The sequence below is a fragment of the Marinobacter sp. V032 genome (genome assembly GCF_052645435.1).
Window position 1 is genome coordinate 315435 of sequence record NZ_JBQXYE010000002.1, and the last position, 24532, is coordinate 339966.

Here is a 24532-nt window from a genome sequence, read left to right on the forward strand (position 1 = left end):
CATGATGACGCTGTATGTCATTAATCTGGATCGCGACGTACGGCGATTGGAGCAAGTCTCCCTGCAACTGGATGGACTCGGTTTGCGATTCGAGAGAATTGCGGCGGTTGATGGCAGAGAGGTTTCCGAGAGCGATTTTCAACACTTTCAGCAGTCGCGGCCCAGGCAAAACAAGCGTTGGTTGAGAGGACAGATGGGCTGTTTTCTGAGCCACTACAGAGCTTGGGAGAAAATTGCGGCGGGTACCCAGCCTTTCGGCGTTGTTTTCGAAGATGATATTTATCTTTCGGGCGATGTCGGACGTTACGTTACACACAACGATTGGATACCTGAAGGCACTGATATCATTCGACTTGAACCGTCAACCAATCGGATGTTGTTGGCGCGACAACCGGTTCTTCAGCTTGGCGGGCGCGTCTTTTATCCCGTCAAGTCAACCGCCTGGTGCGCAGGTGCCTACATATTAAGTCGGCGTGCCGCCAGGCAGCTCATCGAATTGCCGGTGTCAGTCCACCAGCCTGCAGATGCAATGCTGTTTTCGTTTCAGGAATCGGTGATTGCCAGGAAGCTCCGGATTCTGCAGTGCTCTCCCGCCCCTTGCATACAAGACAAGTTCCGTCGGGAAGGGTATCTGGGGCTGGGGAGCAACATTGAAGTGCGACAACGTGGGGGTACGTCTTATATCCGCACGCTGAGATCGGGCTCTTACCATGAGCTTGCACAAATTTTTTGGCGGACAGTGCGCGGCTATCGCAGGATAGGATTTCTGGCGAAAGACGCCGATTATCATAGTAACCGGCGTGAGGCTCAGAATTCCGCTTTGAGTCCCAAGGTTAATTCGGTTGCAGAGTAATCGCGTGAAGCGATAGGTGAGTGGCGTTTTTGCCAGGCGCTCACCAGATCCACGCCCACGACATCAGTGAACTGGTAGGCAACGATCAATGGCGTGACGACGTTTACCGTTTCGTCTCTTGCAGATGTTTGCAGGGTGTTATCGAAAGACTGCCAGACTTGTTTCGCGCCGGTTTTGACAGATAGCTTTGGCGTAGCGTCCCACTCCGCGCCAATGTAGACGCGCTGAGTGTCTGATGCGTTTTCCGAGTCTTCACCCAGTGGTGGCTGGTCGTAATTATAGCCAAGGGTCAACAGTGTTTTGGATGATGCTTGCCAGTTGCCTTCAAGCAGGGCCTGGAGGCCATTGCCATCGTTCACCTCGCCGTCGCGCTGGAAGTATCCAACCACGCCGGTGAGTCGAGTCTTTTTGGAGAACGCCCAGTTGGTTTCGACTTCGGCGCGTTGGTAATCGAAATTAAGATCCTGACCCGCAGGGATAGGGGTGGCCTGGTTAGGGTATTCCCGTTCACCGTTGACGAGTCGCAGCATCACCGTTGAGTTGCGCCCGGATCGGTAGCGAACACCGGTAAACAGTTCTTTGTCGGTGTAGTCGAGTGTACGGCGGCTGTCATTATCGTGGGTCTGTTCGGCCTCCCTGACAGTCAGCGGGATCTCCCATGATGTGTTCATGACGTAAACCAGCGTTGCCTGCTTGTCGTCATAGGTGATGATGTCATTGCCGATAAAGTCGATTCGATCGGCCGGGCGATCTTTGCGTGACCAGGAGACAAGCGTGCGAAAAGTGTCGCCCAGCTCCCCACGCCAAGCCAACCCGCCGTTATAACCGGTGGCATCCAGATAGTCACGGCGGTCATGAATGTAGCGGGCAACGCCAATGCGACCACTGAAATGTTGTCGGCTGATATCAGTGTTTACCTCTGCGCCAGCGTAAGCCACGGTGATGCGTTCATCGTTACCGTCGGCTTCTCTGTCGTAGTTGCTGTCCCAGGTGTGGCGTACTCCAACATCTGCCGAGAGAGCATCGGGTTTGGCATCTTCAGCGCCCCACACCGTCATGGCTGTTCCCAGTAATGGCAGTGTAATCACAGCGTGACGCAGGAGAAGGTTAGACATGAGCGGCAATCCCTTTAGACGCATGATGGGTAATCGAAAGTTTATCGCGACGGGCGGATACGTCACAGCGAATATGACGCGAGAAAAAAAGCGTCATATTCGAACGGTACACTGAGCGCGCACGATGTCCGCCGCCACGATTAAGTGGATGGATATCCAAATGGAAAAGGCTGTCGGTTTCTACCTGTCGTGATGTGGTGCTACGAGCTTTCGCTGTTGTGATATCAGGTAGTCTGGCTGAATTCAGAAAACAGGCTGATTGCCAGTTGGAACCGTCTAGAATTGGCTTCATTCCTTTGACCTTTGAATCGATCCTGATTTTGGTGTGACTAGCTTCTACATAAATACACCGAGGTTCAACTGACAAAGCAGTAACTATGCCACGGATCTGGCCGCAATTACGTCTGTTTCGTAATGCGCCGGACTAGGGGTGTCGCCCGGAATGTGGTTACATAGTGATACAAAGATGACGGCGCCTGGATTTCGGGTTCAGGAGGGCCGTCTTGGATTTGAAGCCGGCTGGCATCGTTTAAATGGCTCGATTTCGGTCCGTTATGATCCAAAAAAGTGCGTTAGAAAGAGGTGCAGCCTGTTTCCCCCGGCTTCTTTGGAGAGATAGGGGGTTGCCAGTTTCTTTTATGCTGTGGCGTTTGGCTATTTATCGGGCGTTTTGGGGGTTTATTAAGGTGTTGTCATAGCGCAGATGATTACGAAAATTTCAGTCGTAATGCCTGTTGGTGGAACACATTATGCACACACCTTTTATATAGCGATCACAGCTGAGGCCATCAAGTTCGTTAGTGGCTGTCATATGTTGTGGCAATCATTGAAGCCAGCTCTGACCACCGCGTTATGGTATTCCACCCTGGACGGTGCCGGCTAGATTTAAAGTGATCGCGCGTTCGAGCATTCATGTTCGGATGGGCGTTTTGATTCAAAAGTTTTAAACCAGTTATTAACTGTAGTTGCGACATGAGGAATGGATGCATATGAGATACGACATGATTGTCGAAGGCTGTCAGGTGCCGTCTGGTCGGGTTAAGGTCAGTGGCGCTAAAAACGCAGCTACGCGATTGCTTGCAGCGGCGATGCTGGCGGATGAACCCGTCCGGATAAGAAATTTCCCGACTCAGCTGGTTGATGTGGTGGAGAAGATCCGCTTCATGCGGAATCTGGGCGCCGAGATCGATGTTGATGATGCCAATGACTTTGTGGAAGTGCGCACAAAGACTTTGTCGTACGACAACATTGAGAGTTATGACCTTCCGATCCGCACGACCTACCTGCTGACAGCTGGCCAGATTGTGCGCAATGGCAAGGCCCGGATTCCATATCCCGGCGGTTGTAAAATCGGCGCCAGGGGTTACGACCTCCACTTGATGGTATGGCGCGATCTTGGGTGCGTCGTTGAAGAAAAAGACGACTACATCGAGATTACAGGGCAATTCAAGGGTGGCCCGATTGATTTTCCGATTTCCACCGTTGGCGGCACCGAGAACGCATTGATGTGCGCATCCGTCGCTGAAGGCGTGACTGAAATCCGCAACGCCTATATCACGCCTGAGGTTGAAGACCTCATCGATATGCTGGGGCAGATGGGTGCCCAGATCGAGAACTTCGGCAACAGCCTGATTCGAGTGAGAGGGATCGGTGGTGTAATGCGAGGTGCCTCGTTTGAGGTGATGCCTGATCGGATTGAAGCACTGACCTGGATTATCTTCGCGGCAATGACTGGCGGCAGTGTGTTTGTTGACGGTGTACCGTTCAAGCACATGGAAGTACCGTTACTGCATCTGGAAGATGCCGGTATCGATCTGTACCGCAATTCCAACTCTGTGTTTGTTTCTGGCGACTGTATGCGCGACCAGGGTATCCAGCCATTTGAGCTGGCTTGCGGCACGCACCCGGGCGTGATTTCTGACATGCAGTCGTTCTACGTTCTGCTGGGCATGAAGGCAAACGGGATTTCCCGCACCTTTGATTATCGTTACCCGGAGCGCATTGCCTACGCTCGCGAGCTGAACAAGTTCTGTGACGGGGCAATAGAGTTTGAGCCCGGCAAGATTACCACGCGCGGTGTTGCCAAGCTGCGCGGCGCAGATGTCACCTCGACAGACCTGCGCGGCAGCATGGCATTGGTGCTGGCGGCATTTTGTGCTGAAGGCCAAAGCCGGATCAAGGACGTCCAGATGGCGATGCGCGGCTACAATAATTTGCCCGGAAAACTGCAGGCGTTGGGCGTTCACGCTTCCGTATTTGCTGCGGAGTAAATGCCCATGACATCTGCTACTTCACGGCGAGACCGCGTCCTGCCGGAGGGTATTGTGCCGGCGCTTCGCGAGCTGTCACCCGAGGGCGTTCACGTGAATGTGAACCTCTCGGAACTGAGTCGATGGCGAATAGGAGGCACTGCCGATCTGGTGGTGTCTCCAGGTTCGGTCGACGAAGTGCGTGCAGTGATGGCCTATATCCATACTCACCAGATTCCCTATGTAGTGCTCGGCTCAAGCTCAAATCTGCTGTTTGCCGATGAGGGCCTTAAGGTATTGGGGCTGCATCTGGGCCCATCGCTGGGCGCAATGACCATTGATGGTGACTCGGTCTGGAGTGAGAGCGGCGCCTGGGTCCCGGGTTTTGCCCGTTCGCTGGCAAATGCCGGCCTTGAAGGCGCCGAGCACACCTGCGGCATTCCCGGTACATTGGGGGGGTTGTTGTGCATGAACGGTGGCAGTCAGCGTCGAGGCATTGGTGACAATGTCACTGAGGTTACGACAGTCACCGAAGAGGGCGAGTTACGGGTATACGATAAGGAAGCCTGCGGCTTTGCCTATCGGACGTCTGTATTTCAGGAGCGACGGGAAATCATCGTTAGTGCACGGTTCACCTTCCAGCGTTCTGACGCTCCCCGTGACATTCGCAGGCGCATGCTGGCGATTCTGCGTGAACGACGTAATAAATTTCCCCGCAAGCTACCAAATTGCGGTTCGGTGTTTGTCAGCAATCCCGCCATGTATGCCGATTACGGCCCCCCCGGTGCGGTTATCGAGCGCTGCGGGCTCAAAGGCCTGAAGCGAGGTGGGGCTGAGATTTCGCCACAGCATGCCAATTTCATCAATAACCGTGGCACTGCCACAGCCAATGATGTTTTGTACCTCATTGAAAAGGTGCGCCGAACAGTACTCAGTACCACAGGCTATGACATGCCAGCCGAAGCTCGCTTTGTGACACCGGCAGGCGCGATTGTTCCCGCCCATATTCAGGCTCATGCGTTATTTGGGGATTATTTCAAGGATGCGAGCCCGGTGAATGACAGCGTGAAACCCCGCTTGGTGGGTGAGAACGACTGATGGCCAAAGCACGCTCATTTTTTCACGATGTCGTTGCCGTGTTCGGCACAAAAATAGTTGTATTAGTGCTGTCGCTCGCGGGTATCGTTGTCCTCTCCCGGTCTCTGGGGGCTGAAGGTCAGGGTATTCTCGCCACGTTACTGGTCGTTCCCCTGTTGATGATGAATTTCTTTGACGGTGGCATGCGTCAGTCCGCAACTTATTACCTGGGCAAGAAGCTGGCATCTGACGAGGATGTGTTGGGAGCGGTATTGCTCTATGCCGTCATGGCTGGTGTTGTGGGTTTTTGCGTGGCTTATGCCATTCTCCATTTCCAGGGATCGTCAATAGAAAATGGCGCCATCTATTTTGTCGTGGCGGCTATTCTGCCTGCTGGTATTACGGTCAGCGCGGTGCGGGGTTTTCTGCTTGGCAAGCAGCAAATCAAGCGGTTCAATGCAGCGCTCTGGTTTGAGAAAGCCCTGTACGTTGCCATGCTCTGCCTGCTTTGGCTTACGGGGCATCTTACTGTATTCACGGCTGCCATCGTTTCTGCGACTTCGGCGGGTTTCAATGCCTTGCAGGCACTTTGGTTTCTGCTCAAGTCCGTCAATACCCGGCCCAACTTCAGTTTTATGATGGTCTTCAGAATGCTGAAGATCGGCGCAGTCTATGCGCTGGCGATGTTTCTGATCATGGCAAACTACAAGCTCGATATTGTCCTGATGGGGATGCTGTCGACGGATGCCGAGACCGGTAAATACGCTATTGCAGCCAGGATCGGCGAGATGCTTTGGGAATTGCCGGCGGCTGTCGGAATGATGATTTTTGCCCGCAGCGCCAATTCACCAACTGGCTCAACGGACTGGGAAGCAACAGCGTGCCGTGCGATCCGGTTATCACTCTGGGTCACAATTGCGGGTGCAGTTGCGTTTGGTGCTGTTGCACCGTTTATGGTGCCGCTGTTGTTCGGTGCCGATTTCAAGGGCGCCGATACCATGCTGCTCTGGTTGTTGCCGGGTATGGTGATGATGGTGGTGTTCAAGTTGGCTAACACCGATCTGGGTGGTAAGGGCAAACCTTACATTGCGCTGGCGATCATGAGCATCGCAGTACCGGTAAATATCGGTCTTAACTACCTCCTTATTCCGGACATGGGGGGTGTCGGGGCAGCTTTGGCGTCAACAGCAAGTTACACCCTGTCAGCGCTGATCATGATTATGATCTATTCGCGCAGGATCAAACGACCCCCGGGTGAGTTTTTGTTGTTGCGTAAAACGGATCTTACGGATGCCTGGGCTCAGGGGCGCAAGATTCTTGGAATGGAAAAAGTCGATCAGGCAAAGGCCTGATCGACTGTTATGCATTAGCTGATGTCGATCGGCGACTGCGCTGTCTCAACCTTTCCTGTTCTCTACCGGTTCGTTTCAGCGCCAGACGATTCACGACGTCCTGACCACTGGATGGTTTAATTAACGCAAAGGGGTATGTCCTAGATGACCACCGTATCAGTCGTCTCAGTTTTTTATAACCGCTCGACGTTGGTAGACGATACTGTCAAAAGCTTGCTCGATCAGGACATGACAGACTACGAAGTGCTACTTGTTGATGACGGTTCCAAAGACGACACCCTCGCACAGCTGAACCGTTATGCCGATGACCCTCGAGTGCGGGTGATCGGTGGCGAAAACATGGGGTTTGTGAACGCGATTAACGCCGCAATCGATGAGGCCAAAGGCAGGTATATTGCTGTTCATGGCAGTGGTGATATCGCGTTTCGCGAGCGCTTGTCACGCCAGAGCGCGGTTCTGGATGCTCGTCCAGAGGTAGGGGTTGTTGGATGTCGCTCCGAAATTGTGACGCTACAGAGCACCCGTGCGCCGCATATTACGCCATTCACTTTCGATGGTGATGCCGAGACTGAAATCCTGACCACAAACCCGTTTCATCACGGGGAGGTGATGTTCAGACGGGATCTCTTCTACAAAGTCGGCAAGTATCGCTCGTACTTCGTGTGTGCTCAGGACCGGGACCTCTGGTGCCGTCTAAGCCACCACACCCAGTTCGTTGTGCTGAATGATGTGTTGTACCGTAAATTTGCCAAGGTTCCGGGCTCAGTGTCGGCGGATCCTCGGCGTTTGCTGTTACAGCGCTACCTTTCTGACTTCGCTGTTTTTTGTCATCGTGAACGCCTCGCAGGGCGTCCTGATCCGCTCGATAAATACGGCACCCAGGGCGGCCTTTTCAAACCGCCCAGCCGTGAGTTGTCGAAATCCCTGTGCACTATTGGTAGCCGGTTTGCCGCAGATGGGGATTTGGACAACGCGAAGTTGTTCTATCTTCGCTCAGAGCAGGAGTCCGGCTATTTGTACGCCAGGATGATGCGTATCGTAGCGGCCAATGCGCCGTTCCTGCTTACCGGCGCAGGTAAACTCTATCGCCGGATTATGCGTGTGTTCCAGAAAGCATCTTTTTCGAAATAACGTCAGGAAGAAAAGGGCACCGACATACCAGATCTGCAGCATGGGGGTGCAGGGCTGATATGTATAAAGTGCAGGCGATGAACCAGTGACAAAAAAGGGGCCGGACAATCAAATGTCCGGCCCCTTTTTTATGGCAACCGCAAAACCCGGAAGGGCTACTAGCCAGATCATACTGGTCTGGCTAGTCCGTAGCGATAGTTAGTAAGCCTGCTGGCCTACAAACCCCCTGAAGAAAGTCCACCAGAGAATCTTGATATCCAACCAGAGAGACCAGTTACGGATGTACTCCAGATCGTACGCGATGCGCCCCGCCATTTTGTCCAGGGTTTCCGTCTCACCCCGGAAACCGTTGATCTGAGCGAGACCGGTAATGCCAGGCTTGACCTTGTGGCGCAGCATATAACCCTGAATGTGCTCACGATAAAACTCATTGTGGGCGACCGCGTGAGGTCGAGGACCGATGAGCGACATGCTGCCGCCAAGCACGTTGAACAGTTGTGGCAGCTCATCCAGCGATGTCCGGCGAATAAACGAACCGAAAGGTGTGACACGAGGATCATCGCGCTTGGCCTGCGGAACGTCAGGGCCGTCTTCACACACTGACATTGACCGGAACTTCCAGACCTTTATCGGTTCACCTCGCACACCATATCGGAACTGTTTGAAAAACACGGGCCCGGGCGAACTGAGCTTAACGCCAATTGCCACCGCGATCATCGGAATGGCGAGCAGGGCGAGGATAATCGTGCTCAGGATGATGTCTGCGGCCCGTTTCGTTGAACCGTGCTCTACCAGCGGTGAGTCGTAGATGCTGACCGCTGGAATGCCCTGAAAGCCTGTCAAACGTGAATGGAGCAGATCGAAGCTGAATACATCCGGAATGAGATAGGCTGAAATAGTGCTGTTTGCCAGAGCATCAATAAGGGTGCGAACACGCTTTTCAGCAGCCATTGGAAGCGTAATAAACACAATATCGATCTTGCCGGCTTTGACGTCAGCCCGGAGTTGTTCCAAGCCGCCGCAGATCGTCACGTCCTCGTCTTTCAGGCGTCGTTGATTATCATCGACACAGGCACGGTCATCGTAGTAACCGTGGATTCGGTAACCGGTCCAGGGCATTTTGTTGATCGATGCCACCAGCCGCTTGCCCAGAGGCGTGGCACCGACGATGCCAACACGACGGGGTTTGGAAGATTGCCCCCGAACTTTGGTAAGAATCACTCGGCGGAACCAGTGGAACGATACGATCACGAGCGGCGTGCCGGCAATCCAGGAGATGATGGCCGTGCTGTTGAGATCCTTGAATGGATCAATCAACAGTGCCGCCATACCCAGAACCATTGCAGTGGCAACCCATGCGCCCAGCAATCGTGAGGCGAGGGAGGTCGTCGAATGACCTCGCCACATGTGATAAACCTCATTGGTCTCTGCGAAGAAACCAAAGGTAATAATGGCGAGTACGCCAAGGCCGGTGTAGATATTGTTCCACTCGACACCGAACGCCATAAGCGCGATGGAAAGCAGGAATATCACAAGGAAGCTGTCAAACGCCCGGAAAAAGGCGAGCAGGTTAGAGTGATGTAGTCGAATCGATGTCGTCTGCTTGGTTACCACAGCAGCTTCCCTTGGTCTGCGTTCCGTTTGCTGGCTGCCCATAAAGCCCTCCTTGAGCGTTGCGGGTACTGTGACATTTGCATAATTCAGGCCATTGTTTTTTTGCAGGCCAGCGCTTCGTACAGCTCATACGTCGATGATGAAGCACTTCGGCTAACCTACTAATTCAAAAGCTGAAAACAGCTCATGCGCTGTAGCTTTACATTTGTTGTACAGGACTGGCTGATAGTTGCGCGACGCTTCAAATTGAAGCACTGGCGGACACTATTTCTTGTCAGCGAACTATGAAGTCGCACCGAAGAAACCGGTGGCTAAAACAGAAGAACTACTGCCTGACACTGCCAATTCCCGAATGACACTTAGGCTACAGCAAAAAATAAAACAGATTGATGACAGCTAGTACATATTGTGATGAACAATCCGTCATTCTGAGGCGCGGTATGACTGACTTCGGGGGAGAAAGCGCTTTTGAAATCAGTCAATCCGTGACCCGACGTTCGGCGGAATTTCCTGCCTGTTTGAGCCCATTACGACGAATCCCGATAATACAAAGGAATCTGACAACGAGTGCGATCAACAGGGCAGGACGTTAATCCTTCCGAACGCTTCGAATAAAGCGACGGTTAATGATAGTTCATACCGCGGGAAAGCGATATAAGGGAAGCATTAAACCTCACTTCTCGCGGCGCCTCATTCACACCGCAAGTCGAGAGTAAAAGGGAGGTCGCTATCAGCGTGAAAACCAATCCGAAAGATGAATTTGCAGCGTTCATTGTTGACCAGATGCAGTCGATAGGCCCGGCGGTTTCCAGGCGGATGTTTGGTGGGCACGGTGTGTATCTCGACGGGCTGATGTTCGCACTTGTCAGCGACAATACGCTTTACCTGAAAGTGGATAGTGAATCCCGGCCGATATTTGAGAACATGGAGTTGCTGCCGTTCACATTCGAACGTAAAGGTAAGGCTGTTGTCATGTCCTACTTTCAGGCGCCCGACGAGGTGATGGAAAGTCCGGACGTGATGCAGTATTGGGCGAGCCTTGCCTATGGCGCTGCTTTGCGTGCGGCGAGTAAAAAGCAGAAGGGATCGCGCGAAGAGACCTAGTGCAGGCTGCGGCGTGATGCGCCGCAAACGCAGCATTTATCACGGAACATGCCGAACCAGGCGCTTGCGCATCGCGCTGACCAGATGGTTAATCAACTCGTTTGCCTCGCGATCGTAAAGCTGGCGCCACTTGTTACGATATGACTCCCGTACATCGGAACCTTCGCTCGATACACCAAGGTTGCTTTGGCGTTGGTCCAGGTACTGGCAGGCAGTGAGGTGTGCCTTTATTTCCATATCGACCAGTTGGGTGAGTATGCCCTCAATTTCGGCATCAAAGAAAGGGCGCGAACGATTGATCTGGCTGCGCATTTCAAGTGCTGCGTTTCGGGCTGCAAGGCGGGATTCACTATGGGGATCACCGCTTTCTACGGCTCTTAAAAAACCTCCGACCTTGTCGTGCAGCGCCCAGGCGACCGGCCACAATCCTTCAAATAGCCTGCGTTCAGCCAGCAGGAGTTCCGGTGAGGTATCGGGTGTCACGCTTGTTGCCGGTGTTCTGGATTTTCCCGAAAGCGACGGCGTATCATCCTGATGCATGGCATCCAGATCATGCCATAAAGTATCCAGACGGCGGGTAAGCTGATCATGCTCCTGGCCGAGCTGGTGTACCGAGCCGCGCAGTTTAATAATCGCAACCAGGGCGATAATAAGCAGAGCGGCACCGAGGATCAGCAAGTACTGTCCATCAAGCAATGCCAGAATGGCGTCCGTGTCCATAATTGTTCCTCACATGGTTTGCGGCGGGCTGGTTCGCGCTCTTCATCGCGCTGTCTTTCGCAAATATGCAATCAGAAGTTTCTCACAGCGCCGACGAGGTGACCATATGGTCGGTCAGCAGTCCAAAACAGGGCAGGTTGCGGCAGGGGCTGAAAATACGGTTAACAACCGTATTTTCAGCCCCTACCGTTTTATATGGAGGTTAGCCTTCCAGTGTTGCCTTCATGGAAATCTCTGCACTCAATACTTTTGATATCGGGCAGTTTTCCTTGGCCGTTTTTGCGGCTTCTGCAAAGTCTGATTCGCTGGCCTTTGGCACACTTGCTTTAACATCAAGGTGGATGGCGGTGATCGCAAAACCATCACTCTGCTTGTCGAGGGTGACCGTTGCCTTGGTGTCAATATGATCGGCTTTAAAGCCTGCCTCACCAAGAATCATGGAGAGGGCCATTGAAAAACAACTGGCGTGGGCTGCCCCGATCAGCTCTTCCGGGTTAGTGCCTTTGCCATCTTCAAATCGGGTATTGAAACCGTATGGTTGATTATCAAGGGCACCGCTTTGAGTCGAAACTGTACCGGTGCCTGACTTGAGATCACCTTCCCAATGTGCACTTCCTTCACGTTTCATAAAGCCTCCTGTTAATTCATATCGTGTGATATTCACCCTAACGTATACACCGGTCATGTTGCACCCGATAAGCGCTTGCAGTGCATAATTCTGGCGAAAGTTTAATCAGGGATGGTGTGGGTGATGATGTGAAAGCACCGGAAGTGCCGAAGTCGGCGGGGGCGGGTATAAAGTTGCATGTCAGCCTGGATACCCGAAAAATACAACGGCATCCACCTGATACAGTCGGAGAATGATTGCGTGTCGAATGAACTCGTTACTGCAGATACTAAAACCACAAGGCCGGAGAGATCGGCAGCCGAACAAGCGAGGCTTGATCGCGAGCGCGTCGTACACGAGCGTTTTGAATGGCTTCACATATGCAACGACTATGTATCAGCGATTCTGTTTCTGGTGGGGAGTGTGTTTTTTCTCTGGTCAGAATGGCAGGAAGTCGCTACCTGGTTCTTCATTGTCGGGAGCGTGTTCTTCCTGTTTGCGCCCATCCTGAGGACGCTGAACAAACGCTATGTGAAGAAACTCCGCAAAGGCCCCATCCACTGGTAAAGCAATCTATGGAGACGGCAAACGTGTGTGGCCACGAAGCCGGATAGGCACAATTGCGGGCCGCTAATTGGCGTCAAGGCATAGGCATGGCGGTGCCATACCTTTAATCTATGCAACATCGCAGGAAAGACGACTGCATTACCCCTGAAGGAACCCTATTTTGAGCACCACCGATTTCGCTTCACTGTCACTCCGTCCCGATCTGCTTCAGAACCTGTCCGATATGGGTTATGACGCCATGACGCCGATTCAGGCGGGTAGCCTGCCATTGGTGCTGGATGGCAAAGACGTGATTGCCCAGGCCAAAACCGGCTCGGGTAAAACGGCGGCATTTGGGCTAGGGATACTTCACAAGCTGGATGTTAAACGTTTCAGGGTTCAGTCGTTGGTGCTTTGCCCGACTCGCGAGTTGGCCGACCAGGTCGCCAAGGAACTCCGGAAGCTGGCGAGAGCGATCCACAACATCAAAATTCTCAGTCTTTGCGGTGGTTTGCCGATAGGTCCGCAGATTGGGTCGCTGGAACACGGAGCTCACATCATTGTTGGCACTCCGGGGCGCGTAGAGGAACACCTCCGCAAGAACACACTCAATCTCGATAATCTGACCATGCTGGTGCTGGATGAAGCGGACCGGATGCTGGACATGGGGTTCCAGGATTCATTGGATGCCATCCTTGAGTATACGCCGGACGCCCGGCAGACGTTGTTGTTCAGTGCGACCTATCCGGATGAGATCAAAGCGATTGCCGAAAGGGTCATGCAGAACCCTGAACAGATCAAGGTTGAGTCCACCCACGATAATCAGAGTATCCACCAGACGTTTTACCGTGTCGAAAATGATGCGCAGCGTCTCGATGCCGTGCGCTTGCTGTTGATGAAACACCGTCCCGATTCGTCCATCGTGTTCTGCAATACCAAGATTGAAACTCAGGAAGTGGCCGATGAACTGAGTCGGATGGGCTTTACCGCAATCGCCCTGAACGGCGATATGGAACAGCGCGCGCGGGATGAAACCCTGGTCAAGTTTGCGAATAAAAGCGCATCCGTTTTGGTCGCGACCGACGTGGCTGCGCGAGGTCTGGACATTGAAGCCCTTGATGCCGTGTTCAACTTCCACATCGCCCGGGATCTGGACGTCCATACCCATCGCGTAGGGCGCACGGGCCGTGCGGGTAGCAAAGGTGTTGCGTTTACATTCTATAGCGATAAAGAACAGTACAAGCTGGAGATGCTGGAAGAGCGGTTGGGTTACGCGTTAAAGAAAGCCAATCTGCCGGCGGGTAATCAGCGCAATCAGACCACCTTCAAGCCACCGATGGTCACGCTCCAAATCGACGGAGGCAAAAAGCAGAAGGTACGCCCCGGTGATATTCTGGGCGCACTGACTGGTGAAGAGGGCATTGCCGGCAAGCTGGTCGGCAAGATTCAGATCTTTGATCAATCCGCCTATGTTGCAGTGCAGCGGGACGCGGTCAAACCGGCGCTCGCCAAGCTGACTGCCGGCAAACTCAAAGGCCGGTCCTTCAGAGTCAGAAAGATCTAGACCCATCCGGCACTTTTCATATTGGGTCCGTGCACAGTCACACGGGATTGCTACTATAAGTTGATTCGCTCCGCGGGAGTGGTTTTCGACGAATAGTCGCAATCAAAGGCTGGATGCCCGGACATGCACGAAAAATTGTCAGATATCTATCAAACCGAGTCCCGCCGTGTATTTGCGACGCTGGTTCGGTTGCTGGGTGACTTCGATCTGGCCGAAGAAGCTCTTCAGGATGCCTTTGCAGCCGCGCTGGCACAGTGGCCCAAGGATGGGGTCCCCGCAAACCCTCGCGCCTGGCTGGTATCGGCGGGCCGATTCAAGGCGATTGATCAGATCCGCCGCCGGATGCGTTTTGATTCGACAGTGGAAAGTATCGCCGTCCTTTCTGAAGGCCACCACACTCCCGACTCGATTGATGACGACGCACTGATCGTTGATGACCAGTTACGCCTTATTTTCACTTGTTGCCACCCCAGCCTCTCCAGAGAAGCGCGCGTCGCTCTGACGCTGCGCGAAGTCTGCGGGCTTGCGACAGAAGAAATCGCCCGAGCCTACCTTGTTCCTCCTTCGACACTCGCTCAGCGTATCGTGCGAGCCAAAGCCAAAATCCGGGATGCGCGGATTCCTTACGAAGTGCCCGGCAAGGATCAGCTTTCGGAGCGACTGGACGTCGTGCTTCAGGTCATTTACCTGGTATTCAACGAGGGCTATTCCGCATTTCAGGGTGAGCAGTTGGTGCGCCATGAGCTGGCAACTGAAGCTATCCGCCTGACCCGGCTGCTGTTTGGTTTGATGCCAACCGCAGAAGTTGAGGGATTGCTGGCGCTGATGCTGTTGCACGATGCCAGAAAAAGCGCACGGATTAATGCGCAAGGAGAACTGGTTCGCCTGGAAGATCAGGATCGGCGCCTTTGGAATCAGCACCAGATCAAAGAGGGGGTGGCGCTTGTTCTCCATGCTCTGGCAAGCCGCGAGTTCGGCATTTATACCCTGCAAGCGGCGATCGCTGCTGTTCATTCAGAATCGCCATCAGCCGAAGATACTGACTGGGACCAGATAGTCGGCTTGTACGATGCGCTATTGATCAGGATGCCGACACCCGTAGTAGAGCTGAACCGAGCGGTGGCTGTGGCGATGCGCGATGGGCCGGAAGCGGGCCTCCAGCTTGTAAATGCCATCCTTAATCAGGGTGAGTTGGCAGAGTATCATCTTGCCCATGCCGCGAAAGCGGATCTGTGCCAGCGCCTCGGCAGAACATCGGATGCTCGCAGTGCCTACCAAACCGCCATTGCCTACGTTACGCAGGGACCAGAACGGCGATTTCTTGAGCGTCAGATCGCAGCACTATCGACGGATTGAGCGAACACTTCCTCCAGATTTGAATAAATAATTCGGTGATTGTCGATTACCGATAGGCCCGAACGACTATCCATTGAGGGTGAGTGATGTTCGGGCAATAAATGGTCAACAGTACCTGCCATTGTCTCCGCCTACTGACCTTTTTATTTTATAAATCGTCACAGATACAGGATGTTATAGGAGGATATTAAAGTCATGAGATACATCATTATCAGGAAGGCAGACAGGGAGACTGAAGCCGGCGTGATGCCCGAGCCGGAATTGCTGGCGGCGATGGGGCGTTACAACCAGAGGCTCGCGGACGCGGGGGTACTGAAGGGTGGAGAAGGGCTTAAACCGAGCAGCGAGGGGTTCCGGGTAGACTTTGATGACGGGAAGCCCACAGCGACAGAAGGACCGTTTCGCGATTCGGCTGACCTGGTGGCGGGGTATAGCATTATTGATGTGAACTCCAGGGAAGAGGCGCTTGAGTGGGCCAGCCAGTGGCCTGATCTTGATGGAGGGGGTAACGCCAAACTGGAAGTGCGGCGATTGTTTGAACTTGAGGATTTCGCTCCCGGCGAAGGCGTTACCGCTATTGAAAAGACCTTCGACCGGATCGAAGCCCAGCCACAGGCGATCAATATTTATCTCAATTTCGCCGGCCAGTGCCGGGAAGCTTTCGAATTCTACGCTGATGTATTGGGCGGACACGTTGCCGTGATGATGACGCATGGCGAATCGCCGGTCGCTGACGAGGTTCCGGCGGACTTTGGAAACGCGATCATGTATGCAGTGTTGCAGGTTGGACGGCTACACATCATGGGCTCCGACGCACCACCGGATTGGTATCAGTCTCCCCAAGGCATGTTTGTGCAAATGGAAATGCCGGCGGACAGGGCAAAAATTGCTTTTGAGCGATTGGCAGAAGGAGGCGAAATCCGGATGCCTTTGGCACCCACATTCTGGGCGGAGCAGTTCGGGATGCTAGTAGACCGTTATGGCATCCCCTGGATGATCAATAGCTCGCTGAAGGACTGCCTGGCTGAACAATAGGCCAAACACTGGTCAGTGACGGCCGAACACTCGATCTAAAAGAGCCCGAACAACCGAAAACGGAGGACAGGCTATGAAATACCTTGCACTGGTGTATTACGATGAAAGCATCATGAATGCCATGACCAAAGCCGAATGGGACGCGCTTAACCGGGAATGTATGGCATGTGTCGAGCGGTTGACGGACAACGGCCACTTCATTGCCGGGCAAGCTCTGCAGCCGGTCGAGACAGCCACGACTGTCCGGGTCCGCAACAACCGGGCATCGTCTACTGATGGGCCGTTTGCGGAGACAAAGGAGCAGTTGGCGGGATTTTATATGCTGGAAGCGCGGGATCTGAATCAGGCGATTCAGCTGGCAGAACACATTCCGCCGGCCCGTTATGGTTCAGTTGAGGTGCGGCCGGTTCGGGAGCTGGATCCTGAAGTGCATGGCTACCCGGATGCCGCGTCAGGTTAGCGAATAAACGTAAGTGGCTCTAGGCGAAAACGCCGGTTGTGTTACACTCCGGCGTTAATTTTACAGTCGCGAAATGAGCCATGCGATTCCAAGCACCGGAAAGCCTTTCAGAACAGATATCCCAGCATTTGGGGCAGCGCATCATCACCGGACAGCTGCAGCCGGGTGATCGTATTCAGGAGCTTCGCATTGCTGGCGAACTTGATGTCAGTCGGGGCTCTGTGCGTGAAGCGCTGCTGATTCTTGAACGCCGCCATCTGATCGAAATTTTCCCCCGTCGTGGTGCTGTGGTGTCCCAACTGACCCCCGCACTGGTCAATAGCCTCTACGATGTCTATATCGAGTTGCTCAGAGTACTAGCCCGTCGCTTGATGGTGGTGACCAGTGGCTCGGACCTGAAGCCCATGGTGGCTCGCATTCAGGAACTTGAACGCCTGTTTGAGGCCGGAGAGGCGACTCGTGAACAGATTGTAGAGTCAGGCTTCGACATCGTGGGGCTTATACACCGGATCGTTGAGAACCCGTTTCTGGAAGAAACTCTCGAGAACTTTCGTCCGGCGATCAGTCGCACTTACTTTATTGCAACTGATCATTTTCGGGGTGAAATTGCGGAGACCCGCCGCTTTTTCAAATCACTGGCGGATGCCGCTGAAACCCGAGATGGAGAAGCGCTCGATTCCGTGATTCAACAGTTTGGCGAACACCAGCGTCGATTGGCTCTGAAAGCACTTGAAGCCGAGTCGGCAGATGGCCGGAAAAACGGATGATGATCACCGCAGGCACTTCAGGATAACGAGCCGCTATGCGTCTAAAGTCGATAAAACTTGCTGGTTTCAAATCGTTCGTTGACCCCACGACGGTGCCGTTTCCTTCGAACATGACGGCCGTGGTCGGGCCTAATGGTTGTGGTAAATCCAATATTATCGACGCCGTACGCTGGGTCATGGGCGAAAGCTCCGCGAAATTCCTGCGGGGCGAATCCATGACCGACGTTATCTTTAATGGCTCCAGTGCCCGCAAGCCAGTCGGTCAGGCGTCCATCGAGCTGATATTCGACAATTCAGACGGTTCTGCTCCCGGAGAGCATGCTGCATTTTCCGAAATATCGGTTAAACGCCGGGTGACCCGTGAAGCCCAGTCCGATTACTTCCTCAACGGCTCCAAATGCCGTCGACGCGATATCACCGATCTGTTCCTGGGAACGGGCCTGGGGCCGCGCAGCTACGCGATTATCGAACAGGGCATGATTTCCCGGCTCATTGAATCCAAGCCTGAGGAATTGCGTGTTTATGTGGAAGAGGCGGCCGGCATTTCCAAGTACAAGGAGCGACGCAAGGAAACCGAAAGCCGAATTCGCCGGACCATGGAAAATCTGGAGCGGCTCACGGATTTGCGAGAAGAACTGGGCCGCCAGTTGCAGCACCTCCAGCGCCAGGCTCAGGCCGCCGAGCGTTATAAAACCCTCAAGCATGAAGAGCGCCAAAAGAAAGCAGAACTGACGGTGTTGCGCTGGCAATCTCTCGATCGGGAGCTGCAGCGCGCGCGTGAAAAATTGCGTGATACCGAGCTTGAGCTTGAAAAGCATCTTACCGAGCGGGTTAACCTCGAGACCCGTTTGGAGAACCTTCGTGGTGACCATCACGAACGCACCGAACACTTCAACAAAGCGCAGGCACGGTACTACGAAGCCGGCGCGGATATCGCCCGTATCGAACAAAGCCTTGAGCACCAGCGGGAAAGGTCCCGCCAGATGGCGACCGAGCTCGATCAGGCATTGGCGAACCAACGTGAGCTTGCAGAAGAGCTGGGGCTCGACGAAGAAAAAATGACTGCAGCGGCTGAAGAGCTTGCCATGCTCGAGCCAGAGCAGGAAGAGCTGGCTGCCCGATCAGAGACTTCAGCAGAAGCGCTGCACGACGCTGAACAGGCGATGAGCGACTGGCAGCAGGAGTGGGAAGCGTTCAGCAGTCGGTCGGCAGAAGCACGTCAACGAGCGGAACTGGCTCAGTCACGGATTCGCTCCACCGAAGACGCTATTGAAAGCCTTGAAACCCGCATCGCCCGCCTGAAAGACGAGCGTGAGATGCTGGAGCGCCAGATCGACCGGGATGCGCTCGAAGAGTTGAGGGAGAAACGCGAAATTCTGACGTTGAGTCAGGAAGAGGCGGCCGAGAGAATCGAGCTTGCCAGTGAGTCACTTCAACACGCTCGCGACCAACAGGTTGATGCTGAAACCCAAAGCAATGCTCTGCGAGAACAGTTGCAGACCGCGCGGGCCAATCTGACGTCACAGGAATCCCTGTTGGCCGAGCAACTGGGAAGCAACGATGAGGCCCTGCAGGACTGGCTCAGTGCGCAGGGTCTTAGCGAGCACCCCCGTTTTGCCCAGCAAATTAAAGCATCACCTGACTGGGCCTTCGCCGTTGAGCAAGTGCTGGGAACTTTTACCCAGAGTATCTGCCTTGATGACGTTACCAGCCTTGAAGGTCCACTTTCGACTGCCCCTCGTGGACTGTCGCTCGTCTTGCCTGTGAGCGGCAACGGTGCAAGCAGTGCCGGCCGATTATCAGCTGAAGTGCAGAATGCAGGCGGCTTGTCGTCACTGCTGGAATCGATTCACACCGTGTCGTCGCTCGATGAGGCCTTGTCTCGTCGCGACAGTCTGGGGGTCAATGAAAGTCTGATCACGCCGGATGGCGTCTGGGTAGGCAAAGGCTGGCTCAAGATGCCTGAGTCCGCCGAGGGGCAGGTGGGGCTGATCGAGCGTCAGAAGCGAGTGGATGACCTGACCGAAGACGTCAGCGAATTGTCTTCTCAATGGGAAGTTGCCAGCGAGCGACTCGCGAGCCTGAAAGAAACCACCATCAATTCTGAACAGGATCGTGATGACGCCCAGCAGAAATTGAGTGAACTCGATCGCGAACTCGGCACGGTGCGATCTTCCCTGAGTGGCCTTGAGGCTCGGGCTGAGCAGATTGAATCCCGGCTGTCGCGCATTCAGGACGATGGTGAAGATGTCCGCGGGCAACTGGAAGAAGAGCGCGATCGCCTCGACGAGATTCGTTCCGTCTGGCAAGAGGCGCTCAATGCCACTGAAGATCACGCCAACGAAAAGGAATCATTGCTTGGTCGTCGGGATGCTGTTCGCGAGAAACTCGACACCATGCGTCATCAGGCTCGTCATGATCGGGACCATGCCCACCAGATCGAACTCCAGATTCAGTCACTGCAGAGCCAGCATAGCGGCCTCAAGCAAACGCTTGATCGTATGCAGTTGCAGCGGGAACGGTTGGAAGAGCGCATCATGGTGCTGCGCGAAAACCGGGAAATTGCAGAAGAGCCCATCGAGGATCTGAGCCTTCAGCTTGAAGGCTTGCTCGATCGTCGGATGGCAGAAGAAGAAAAACTCAGTAGTGCGCGTGATGCGCTGGAAGAAATTGACCGGGATGTGCGGGAGCTGGAGCAGGGACGTGGTCGGGTTGAACTTCTTATCCAGGAGGTCAGGGCCAGTCTGGAAAAGCTCAAGATGGAATCCCAGGCGCTTGAAATCCGTTCGGGTAATCACCTTGAGCAGTTACAGGAACTGGACGTCAAGCTGAGTGAAGTGCTCGAAACCTTGCCTGAAGACGCCACCGATGGCGCCTGGTCAGAAGAGCTCGAGCGTATTGGCGGTCGTATTCAGCGGTTGGGGGCTATTAACCTGGCCGCGATCGACGAGTACGAAGTTCAGAGCGAGCGTAAAACCTATCTCGACAGCCAACACACAGATCTGATGGAAGCGCTTGAAACCCTCGAAACCGCGATCCGCAAAATTGACAGGGAAACCCGTCAGCGCTTCAAAGAAACGTTCGATAAGGTCAATAACGGTTTGCAGGCGTTGTTCCCGAAAGTATTCGGCGGTGGCAATGCCTATCTTGAACTGACAGGCGAAGATCTGCTGGAAACCGGCGTTACGATCATGGCCCGCCCGCCAGGCAAAAAGAACAGCACAATCCATCTGCTTTCCGGCGGCGAAAAGGCGCTGACAGCGATTGCATTGGTGTTTTCGATTTTTCAGCTCAATCCTGCGCCATTCTGCATGCTGGATGAGGTTGATGCACCGCTGGACGATGCCAACGTAGGGCGTTACGCCCGGATGGTGAAGGAGATGTCCTCCCAAGTGCAGTTCATCTACATTACCCATAACAAAATTGCGATGGAGCTGGCCGATCAATTGATGGGCGTTACCATGCATGAACCGGGCTGTTCGCGCCTTGTGTCGGTAGACGTGGAAGCGGCTGCGGCATTAGCTGAGGCCTGAGTGGGTGTTATTTCCGTCAATTAATCGCCACTTTTAATGACAATCATGCCATGTGGCGTGCCGGCGCGTTGTATTCCTGACGGTCATTGCTTAGAGTATCCGTCACGGTGCCCGCAGGCACGGTTGGGCCATCTCTGACGGTATAAACGATGCCGTTATTCCCGGCCAGGTCGCTAATAAAGATGGATAAAAACTAACAGGACAGCATTACTATGTCGCTGCGTGAATGGTTAATCGCCATTGGAGCTTTGTTTATCGTCGGCATTGTTGTCGATGGTGTCCGTCGAATGCGACGGGCGCGAAAAGAAGCTATAGAAATTTCTTCCGGTATGGGAGCCGACGAAATCGACGGTTCGCCCATCGATGAAGGCTTTAACCCCGAATTGCCAAACGGCGGTGCCCGCCCCGTATCTGCCAGTACGCTTGCCGAGCGCGGTTACTTCCGTAATTCCGGAAAATCCCGGTTTGCCTCACCACCACAGAAACCGACGCGTCCTGTTGTTGCTGATAAACACAAGAGTGATCAGCCGGTTGAAGCCGATGAGCGCTGGAAACCGTCCGACATTGATGAAGACGTGGCCGAAGAAATGGTCGATACCGGCTACTCCGAGCCTGTCGAATCATTCAGCGCTGAAGACGATAAAAAAGCCGCAGCCTATGACGAAGATTGGGCTGATGATGGCTGGTCAGGAGAATCCCGCGGAGGAAACGTTGACGCCGGGAACTATGACGAGCCCGAGGGCGAAGACGAATACGACGTTCAGGCTCAGGACGAAGTGTTCGATCAGGCCCGGCCTGACAATGACGCCCCCGATGTAGAGGAAGATACCGCCAGCCGCCATATCGGGACCGACCCCGATAAGCCGAAGGCAGGCGCTAATCGTCCGGATGCTCAGGAAGTTATTGTGATCAACGTGCAGGCCAAGCCGGACAATGCCTATGAAGGCAAGGCGCTGGGTAAGCTGTTTGATGCGTGCGGGCTGGAATTCGGTGATATGGATATCTACCATCGCCACGAAGAAACCAACACGACCAGCCCGGTTCAGTTCAGTGTCGCCAATGCCGTTGAGCCTGGCACGTTCAGAGCGTCTGATCTGAAGGACATGAAGTCGCCGGGGATCAGCTTTTTTATGAGCCTGCCAGGGCCTTCCGATTCGCTAAAGGCGTTCGAGTTCATGCTTGAGACAGCCCAGTGCGTTATCCATAATCTGGGGGGAGAGCTGAAAGATGAGCGACGCAGTGTTATGACACCTCAAACCATTGAGCACTGCCGGCAGCGGATTCGCGAGTTCGAGCGCAAGCGTCGTTCCCAGCGCACCGGGTGACCGAAGCAGTTTCATAATATGGCATAATACCCGGCTTTCGCCGGGTATTTTTTTGGCGGGTAACCCCTATTTTTGACAGGTAGAGCGACCGATATGGCAGATTCAGTCACCCAACGTATTGATGAGTTGCGCAAGGAAATTGACGAGCACAACTATCGCTATTACGTGCTGGATGAGCCCCAGGTGCCTGATGCTGTCTACGACCGTCTGATGCGGGAGCTTCAGTCTCTGGAAGCCGAAAATCCCGAACTGGTTTCGTCTGCCTCCCCAACACAGCGCGTCGGCGCTTCGCCGTCCAACACCTTTGCCGAAATTGTCCACAAGATCCCCATGTTGTCACTCGACAATGCTTTCACTGCAGACGAACTGCGGGATTTCGACGGTCGTGTCACCGGACGGCTGGGAAGCGATGCTGCAATTGAATACGTGTCTGAACCCAAACTCGATGGTCTCGCCGTCAGTCTGCATTATGAAGACGGCGAATTGGTCCGTGCAGCTACACGGGGCGATGGATACCGGGGCGAGGACATCACTGCGAATATCCGGACCATTCCGTCTGTGCCATTAAAGCTGCGGGGTACAGGGTACCCGTCAGAGCTTGAAGTACGCGGCGAGGTCTATATGCCAAAAGCGGGGTTTGCGAGGCTCAACCAGGATCTGACAGATCGTGGTGAAAAGGTGTTCGTGAACCCGCGCAACGCCGCTGCTGGCAGTCTGCGCCAGAAGGACGCCCGTGTAACGGCCAGGCGGCCCCTTGAGCTATGCACCTACAGCGTTGCGGTAGAAGATCCGGCAATACTGCCAGACAACCACTGGGATTGCTTGCAACTGCTCAGGGGCTGGGGGTTTCGTATCAATCCGCAAATGCGTCGTTCAGTTGGCGTAGAGGCCTGTCTCGAAGCCTACGAAGACTTGATGGAACAGCGTGACAGTCTGCCGTATGAAATTGATGGCATCGTGTTCAAGGTGAATGATCTGGCATTGCAGCGGCAGCTTGGATTTGTATCCCGTGCACCTCGCTGGGCGATTGCCCAGAAGTTTCCTGCACAGGAAGAAATGACGGTAGTTGAAGCCGTTGAGTTTCAGGTCGGTCGAACTGGCGCTGTCACACCTGTGGCGCGTCTCAAGCCGGTGTTTGTTGGCGGAGTAACCGTCAGCAACGCAACGCTCCACAACATGGACGAAATTGAGCGGCTTGACCTGCATGTGGGCGATACCGTGTTTATCCGCCGGGCCGGGGATGTCATTCCCAAAGTAGTGAAAGTGGTGCCCGAGAAAAGGCCTGAAAACGCCGTAGAGGTTGTGCGTCCGACTCGCTGCCCTGTGTGCGATTCAGAAGTGATTCAGCTTGAAGGTGAAGCCGTGGCCCGTTGCACTGGCGGACTGTACTGCGGCGCGCAGCAGCGGGAGGCCATACGTCATTATGGCTCCCGGCGTGCACTCGACATCGAAGGGTTGGGTGACAAATGGATCGATATATTTGTCGAGCGTGGGCTGGTCAAAACGGTGGCTGATCTCTATCGGTTGAAGTCTGATGATTTACAATCTCTCGATAGAATGGGGGAAAAATCGGCGCAGAATCTGATAGATGCAATTGAAACCTCAAAGCAAACTGAACTATGGAGATTCATTTACGCACTGGGTATTCGCGAGGTGGGGGAAGCCACTGCCAAAGCATTGGCGAACTATTTTGGTGACCTTCAGCCGATTATGGACGCGGACGAAACAGCACTGACGGAAGTCCCGGATGTAGGCCCCATTGTGGCCGCCCACATAAAGTATTTCTTCGAACAGCCTCATAATCAGGAGATCATCGAAGCACTTCGGGGTTCTGGTGTTTGCTGGGAGCCTATCGACGTATCCCGTATCGAGAAAACGCTTGCCGGAAAGACCTTTGTGCTGACCGGAACGCTCAATGACATGACCCGCGATGAAGCCAAAGCGAAGCTTGAGGCACTTGGGGCCAAAGTGTCAGGCAGTGTCTCCAAAAAAACCCACTACGTAGTGGCCGGTGAAGCGGCCGGTTCAAAGCTGACAAAAGCGGAAAACCTTGGTGTGCCGGTGATGACCGAAGCTGAATTTAGCACCTTTCTTGATGAGCAGACTGGCTAAGGGGCGGCTTCG

Annotated in this window: 19 protein-coding genes; 15 read left to right on the top strand and 4 right to left on the bottom strand. The window is 54.1% G+C overall.

Annotated elements, in window-relative coordinates:
- Position 1: 1 nt before the first annotated feature.
- Positions 2-853 (top strand): glycosyltransferase family 25 protein, encoded by an 852-nt coding sequence (locus tag ACUN9X_RS13015; RefSeq protein ID WP_445473357.1) that lies wholly within the window; start codon positions 2-4, stop codon positions 851-853.
- Here the strand turns inward: ACUN9X_RS13015 and ACUN9X_RS13020 are convergent.
- Positions 808-1968 (bottom strand): hypothetical protein, encoded by a 1161-nt coding sequence (locus ACUN9X_RS13020; protein ID WP_260037613.1) that lies wholly within the window; start codon positions 1966-1968, stop codon positions 808-810. The two genes, ACUN9X_RS13015 and ACUN9X_RS13020, sit on opposite strands and share 46 nt — an antisense overlap.
- Before the next feature lie 989 nt (positions 1969-2957).
- Between ACUN9X_RS13020 and ACUN9X_RS13025 the strand changes: the two genes are divergently transcribed.
- From ACUN9X_RS13025 to ACUN9X_RS13040, 4 genes are all read left to right on the top strand, one after another.
- Positions 2958-4238, top strand: a complete 1281-nt coding sequence (locus tag ACUN9X_RS13025) for a UDP-N-acetylglucosamine 1-carboxyvinyltransferase (protein WP_260037610.1) — start codon at positions 2958-2960, stop codon at positions 4236-4238.
- A gap of 6 nt (positions 4239-4244) precedes the next feature.
- Positions 4245-5315: a UDP-N-acetylmuramate dehydrogenase gene (gene murB / locus ACUN9X_RS13030; protein ID WP_445473358.1), complete on the top strand. Its 1071-nt coding sequence runs from the start codon at positions 4245-4247 to the stop codon at positions 5313-5315.
- Positions 5315-6646: an oligosaccharide flippase family protein gene (locus tag ACUN9X_RS13035; RefSeq protein WP_260037606.1), complete on the top strand. Its 1332-nt coding sequence runs from the start codon at positions 5315-5317 to the stop codon at positions 6644-6646. The genes murB and ACUN9X_RS13035 overlap by 1 nt, the downstream gene beginning before the upstream one ends.
- Before the next feature lie 144 nt (positions 6647-6790).
- Entirely contained in the window at positions 6791-7777 is a 987-nt protein-coding gene (locus ACUN9X_RS13040) for a glycosyltransferase family 2 protein (RefSeq protein ID WP_445473359.1), read from the top strand.
- 198 nt (positions 7778-7975) lie between these two features.
- On the opposite strand, the gene ACUN9X_RS13045 is transcribed toward ACUN9X_RS13040, so the two are convergent.
- A complete protein-coding gene (locus ACUN9X_RS13045) occupies positions 7976-9433 on the bottom strand; it encodes an undecaprenyl-phosphate glucose phosphotransferase (protein ID WP_445473360.1) in 1458 nt (485 codons plus the stop codon).
- Between the two features lie 693 nt (positions 9434-10126).
- Here ACUN9X_RS13045 and ACUN9X_RS13050 point away from each other — a divergent pair.
- Entirely contained in the window at positions 10127-10495 is a 369-nt protein-coding gene (locus ACUN9X_RS13050; protein ID WP_445473361.1) for a TfoX/Sxy family protein, read from the top strand.
- A gap of 39 nt (positions 10496-10534) precedes the next feature.
- On the opposite strand, the gene ACUN9X_RS13055 is transcribed toward ACUN9X_RS13050, so the two are convergent.
- Together ACUN9X_RS13055 and ACUN9X_RS13060 are read right to left on the bottom strand one after the other, a co-directional pair.
- Positions 10535-11215, bottom strand: a complete 681-nt coding sequence (locus ACUN9X_RS13055; protein WP_445473362.1) for a hypothetical protein — start codon at positions 11213-11215, stop codon at positions 10535-10537.
- Between the two features lie 202 nt (positions 11216-11417).
- Positions 11418-11843, bottom strand: a complete 426-nt coding sequence (locus ACUN9X_RS13060) for an OsmC family protein (protein ID WP_260037977.1) — start codon at positions 11841-11843, stop codon at positions 11418-11420.
- 177 nt (positions 11844-12020) lie between these two features.
- Between ACUN9X_RS13060 and ACUN9X_RS13065 the strand changes: the two genes are divergently transcribed.
- The 9 genes from ACUN9X_RS13065 (at position 12021) to ligA (ending at position 24520) form a co-directional block, all read left to right on the top strand.
- Positions 12021-12389, top strand: coding sequence for a YrhK family protein (locus tag ACUN9X_RS13065; protein ID WP_445473363.1), 369 nt, complete (start codon positions 12021-12023; stop codon positions 12387-12389).
- A gap of 160 nt (positions 12390-12549) precedes the next feature.
- The gene (gene dbpA, locus ACUN9X_RS13070) at positions 12550-13932 is read left to right on the top strand and encodes an ATP-dependent RNA helicase DbpA (protein ID WP_260037596.1); all 1383 of its coding nucleotides are present in this window, start codon (positions 12550-12552) and stop codon (positions 13930-13932) included.
- Between the two features lie 123 nt (positions 13933-14055).
- Positions 14056-15288 (top strand): RNA polymerase sigma factor, encoded by a 1233-nt coding sequence (locus ACUN9X_RS13075; protein ID WP_445473364.1) that lies wholly within the window; start codon positions 14056-14058, stop codon positions 15286-15288.
- 195 nt (positions 15289-15483) lie between these two features.
- Positions 15484-16323, top strand: a complete 840-nt coding sequence (locus tag ACUN9X_RS13080; RefSeq protein WP_445473365.1) for a YciI family protein — start codon at positions 15484-15486, stop codon at positions 16321-16323.
- Between the two features lie 73 nt (positions 16324-16396).
- Positions 16397-16783 (top strand): YciI family protein, encoded by a 387-nt coding sequence (locus ACUN9X_RS13085; RefSeq protein WP_445473366.1) that lies wholly within the window; start codon positions 16397-16399, stop codon positions 16781-16783.
- An 80-nt stretch (positions 16784-16863) separates the two neighbouring features.
- Positions 16864-17550, top strand: a complete 687-nt coding sequence (locus ACUN9X_RS13090; RefSeq protein ID WP_260037588.1) for a GntR family transcriptional regulator — start codon at positions 16864-16866, stop codon at positions 17548-17550.
- A gap of 35 nt (positions 17551-17585) precedes the next feature.
- Entirely contained in the window at positions 17586-21083 is a 3498-nt protein-coding gene (gene smc / locus ACUN9X_RS13095) for a chromosome segregation protein SMC (protein WP_445473367.1), read from the top strand.
- Positions 21084-21295: 212 nt separating this feature from the next.
- A complete protein-coding gene (gene zipA, locus ACUN9X_RS13100) occupies positions 21296-22408 on the top strand; it encodes a cell division protein ZipA (RefSeq protein WP_445473368.1) in 1113 nt (370 codons plus the stop codon).
- Between the two features lie 93 nt (positions 22409-22501).
- Positions 22502-24520, top strand: a complete 2019-nt coding sequence (gene ligA, locus ACUN9X_RS13105; protein WP_445473369.1) for an NAD-dependent DNA ligase LigA — start codon at positions 22502-22504, stop codon at positions 24518-24520.
- The last annotated feature ends 12 nt before the right edge of the window (positions 24521-24532 follow it).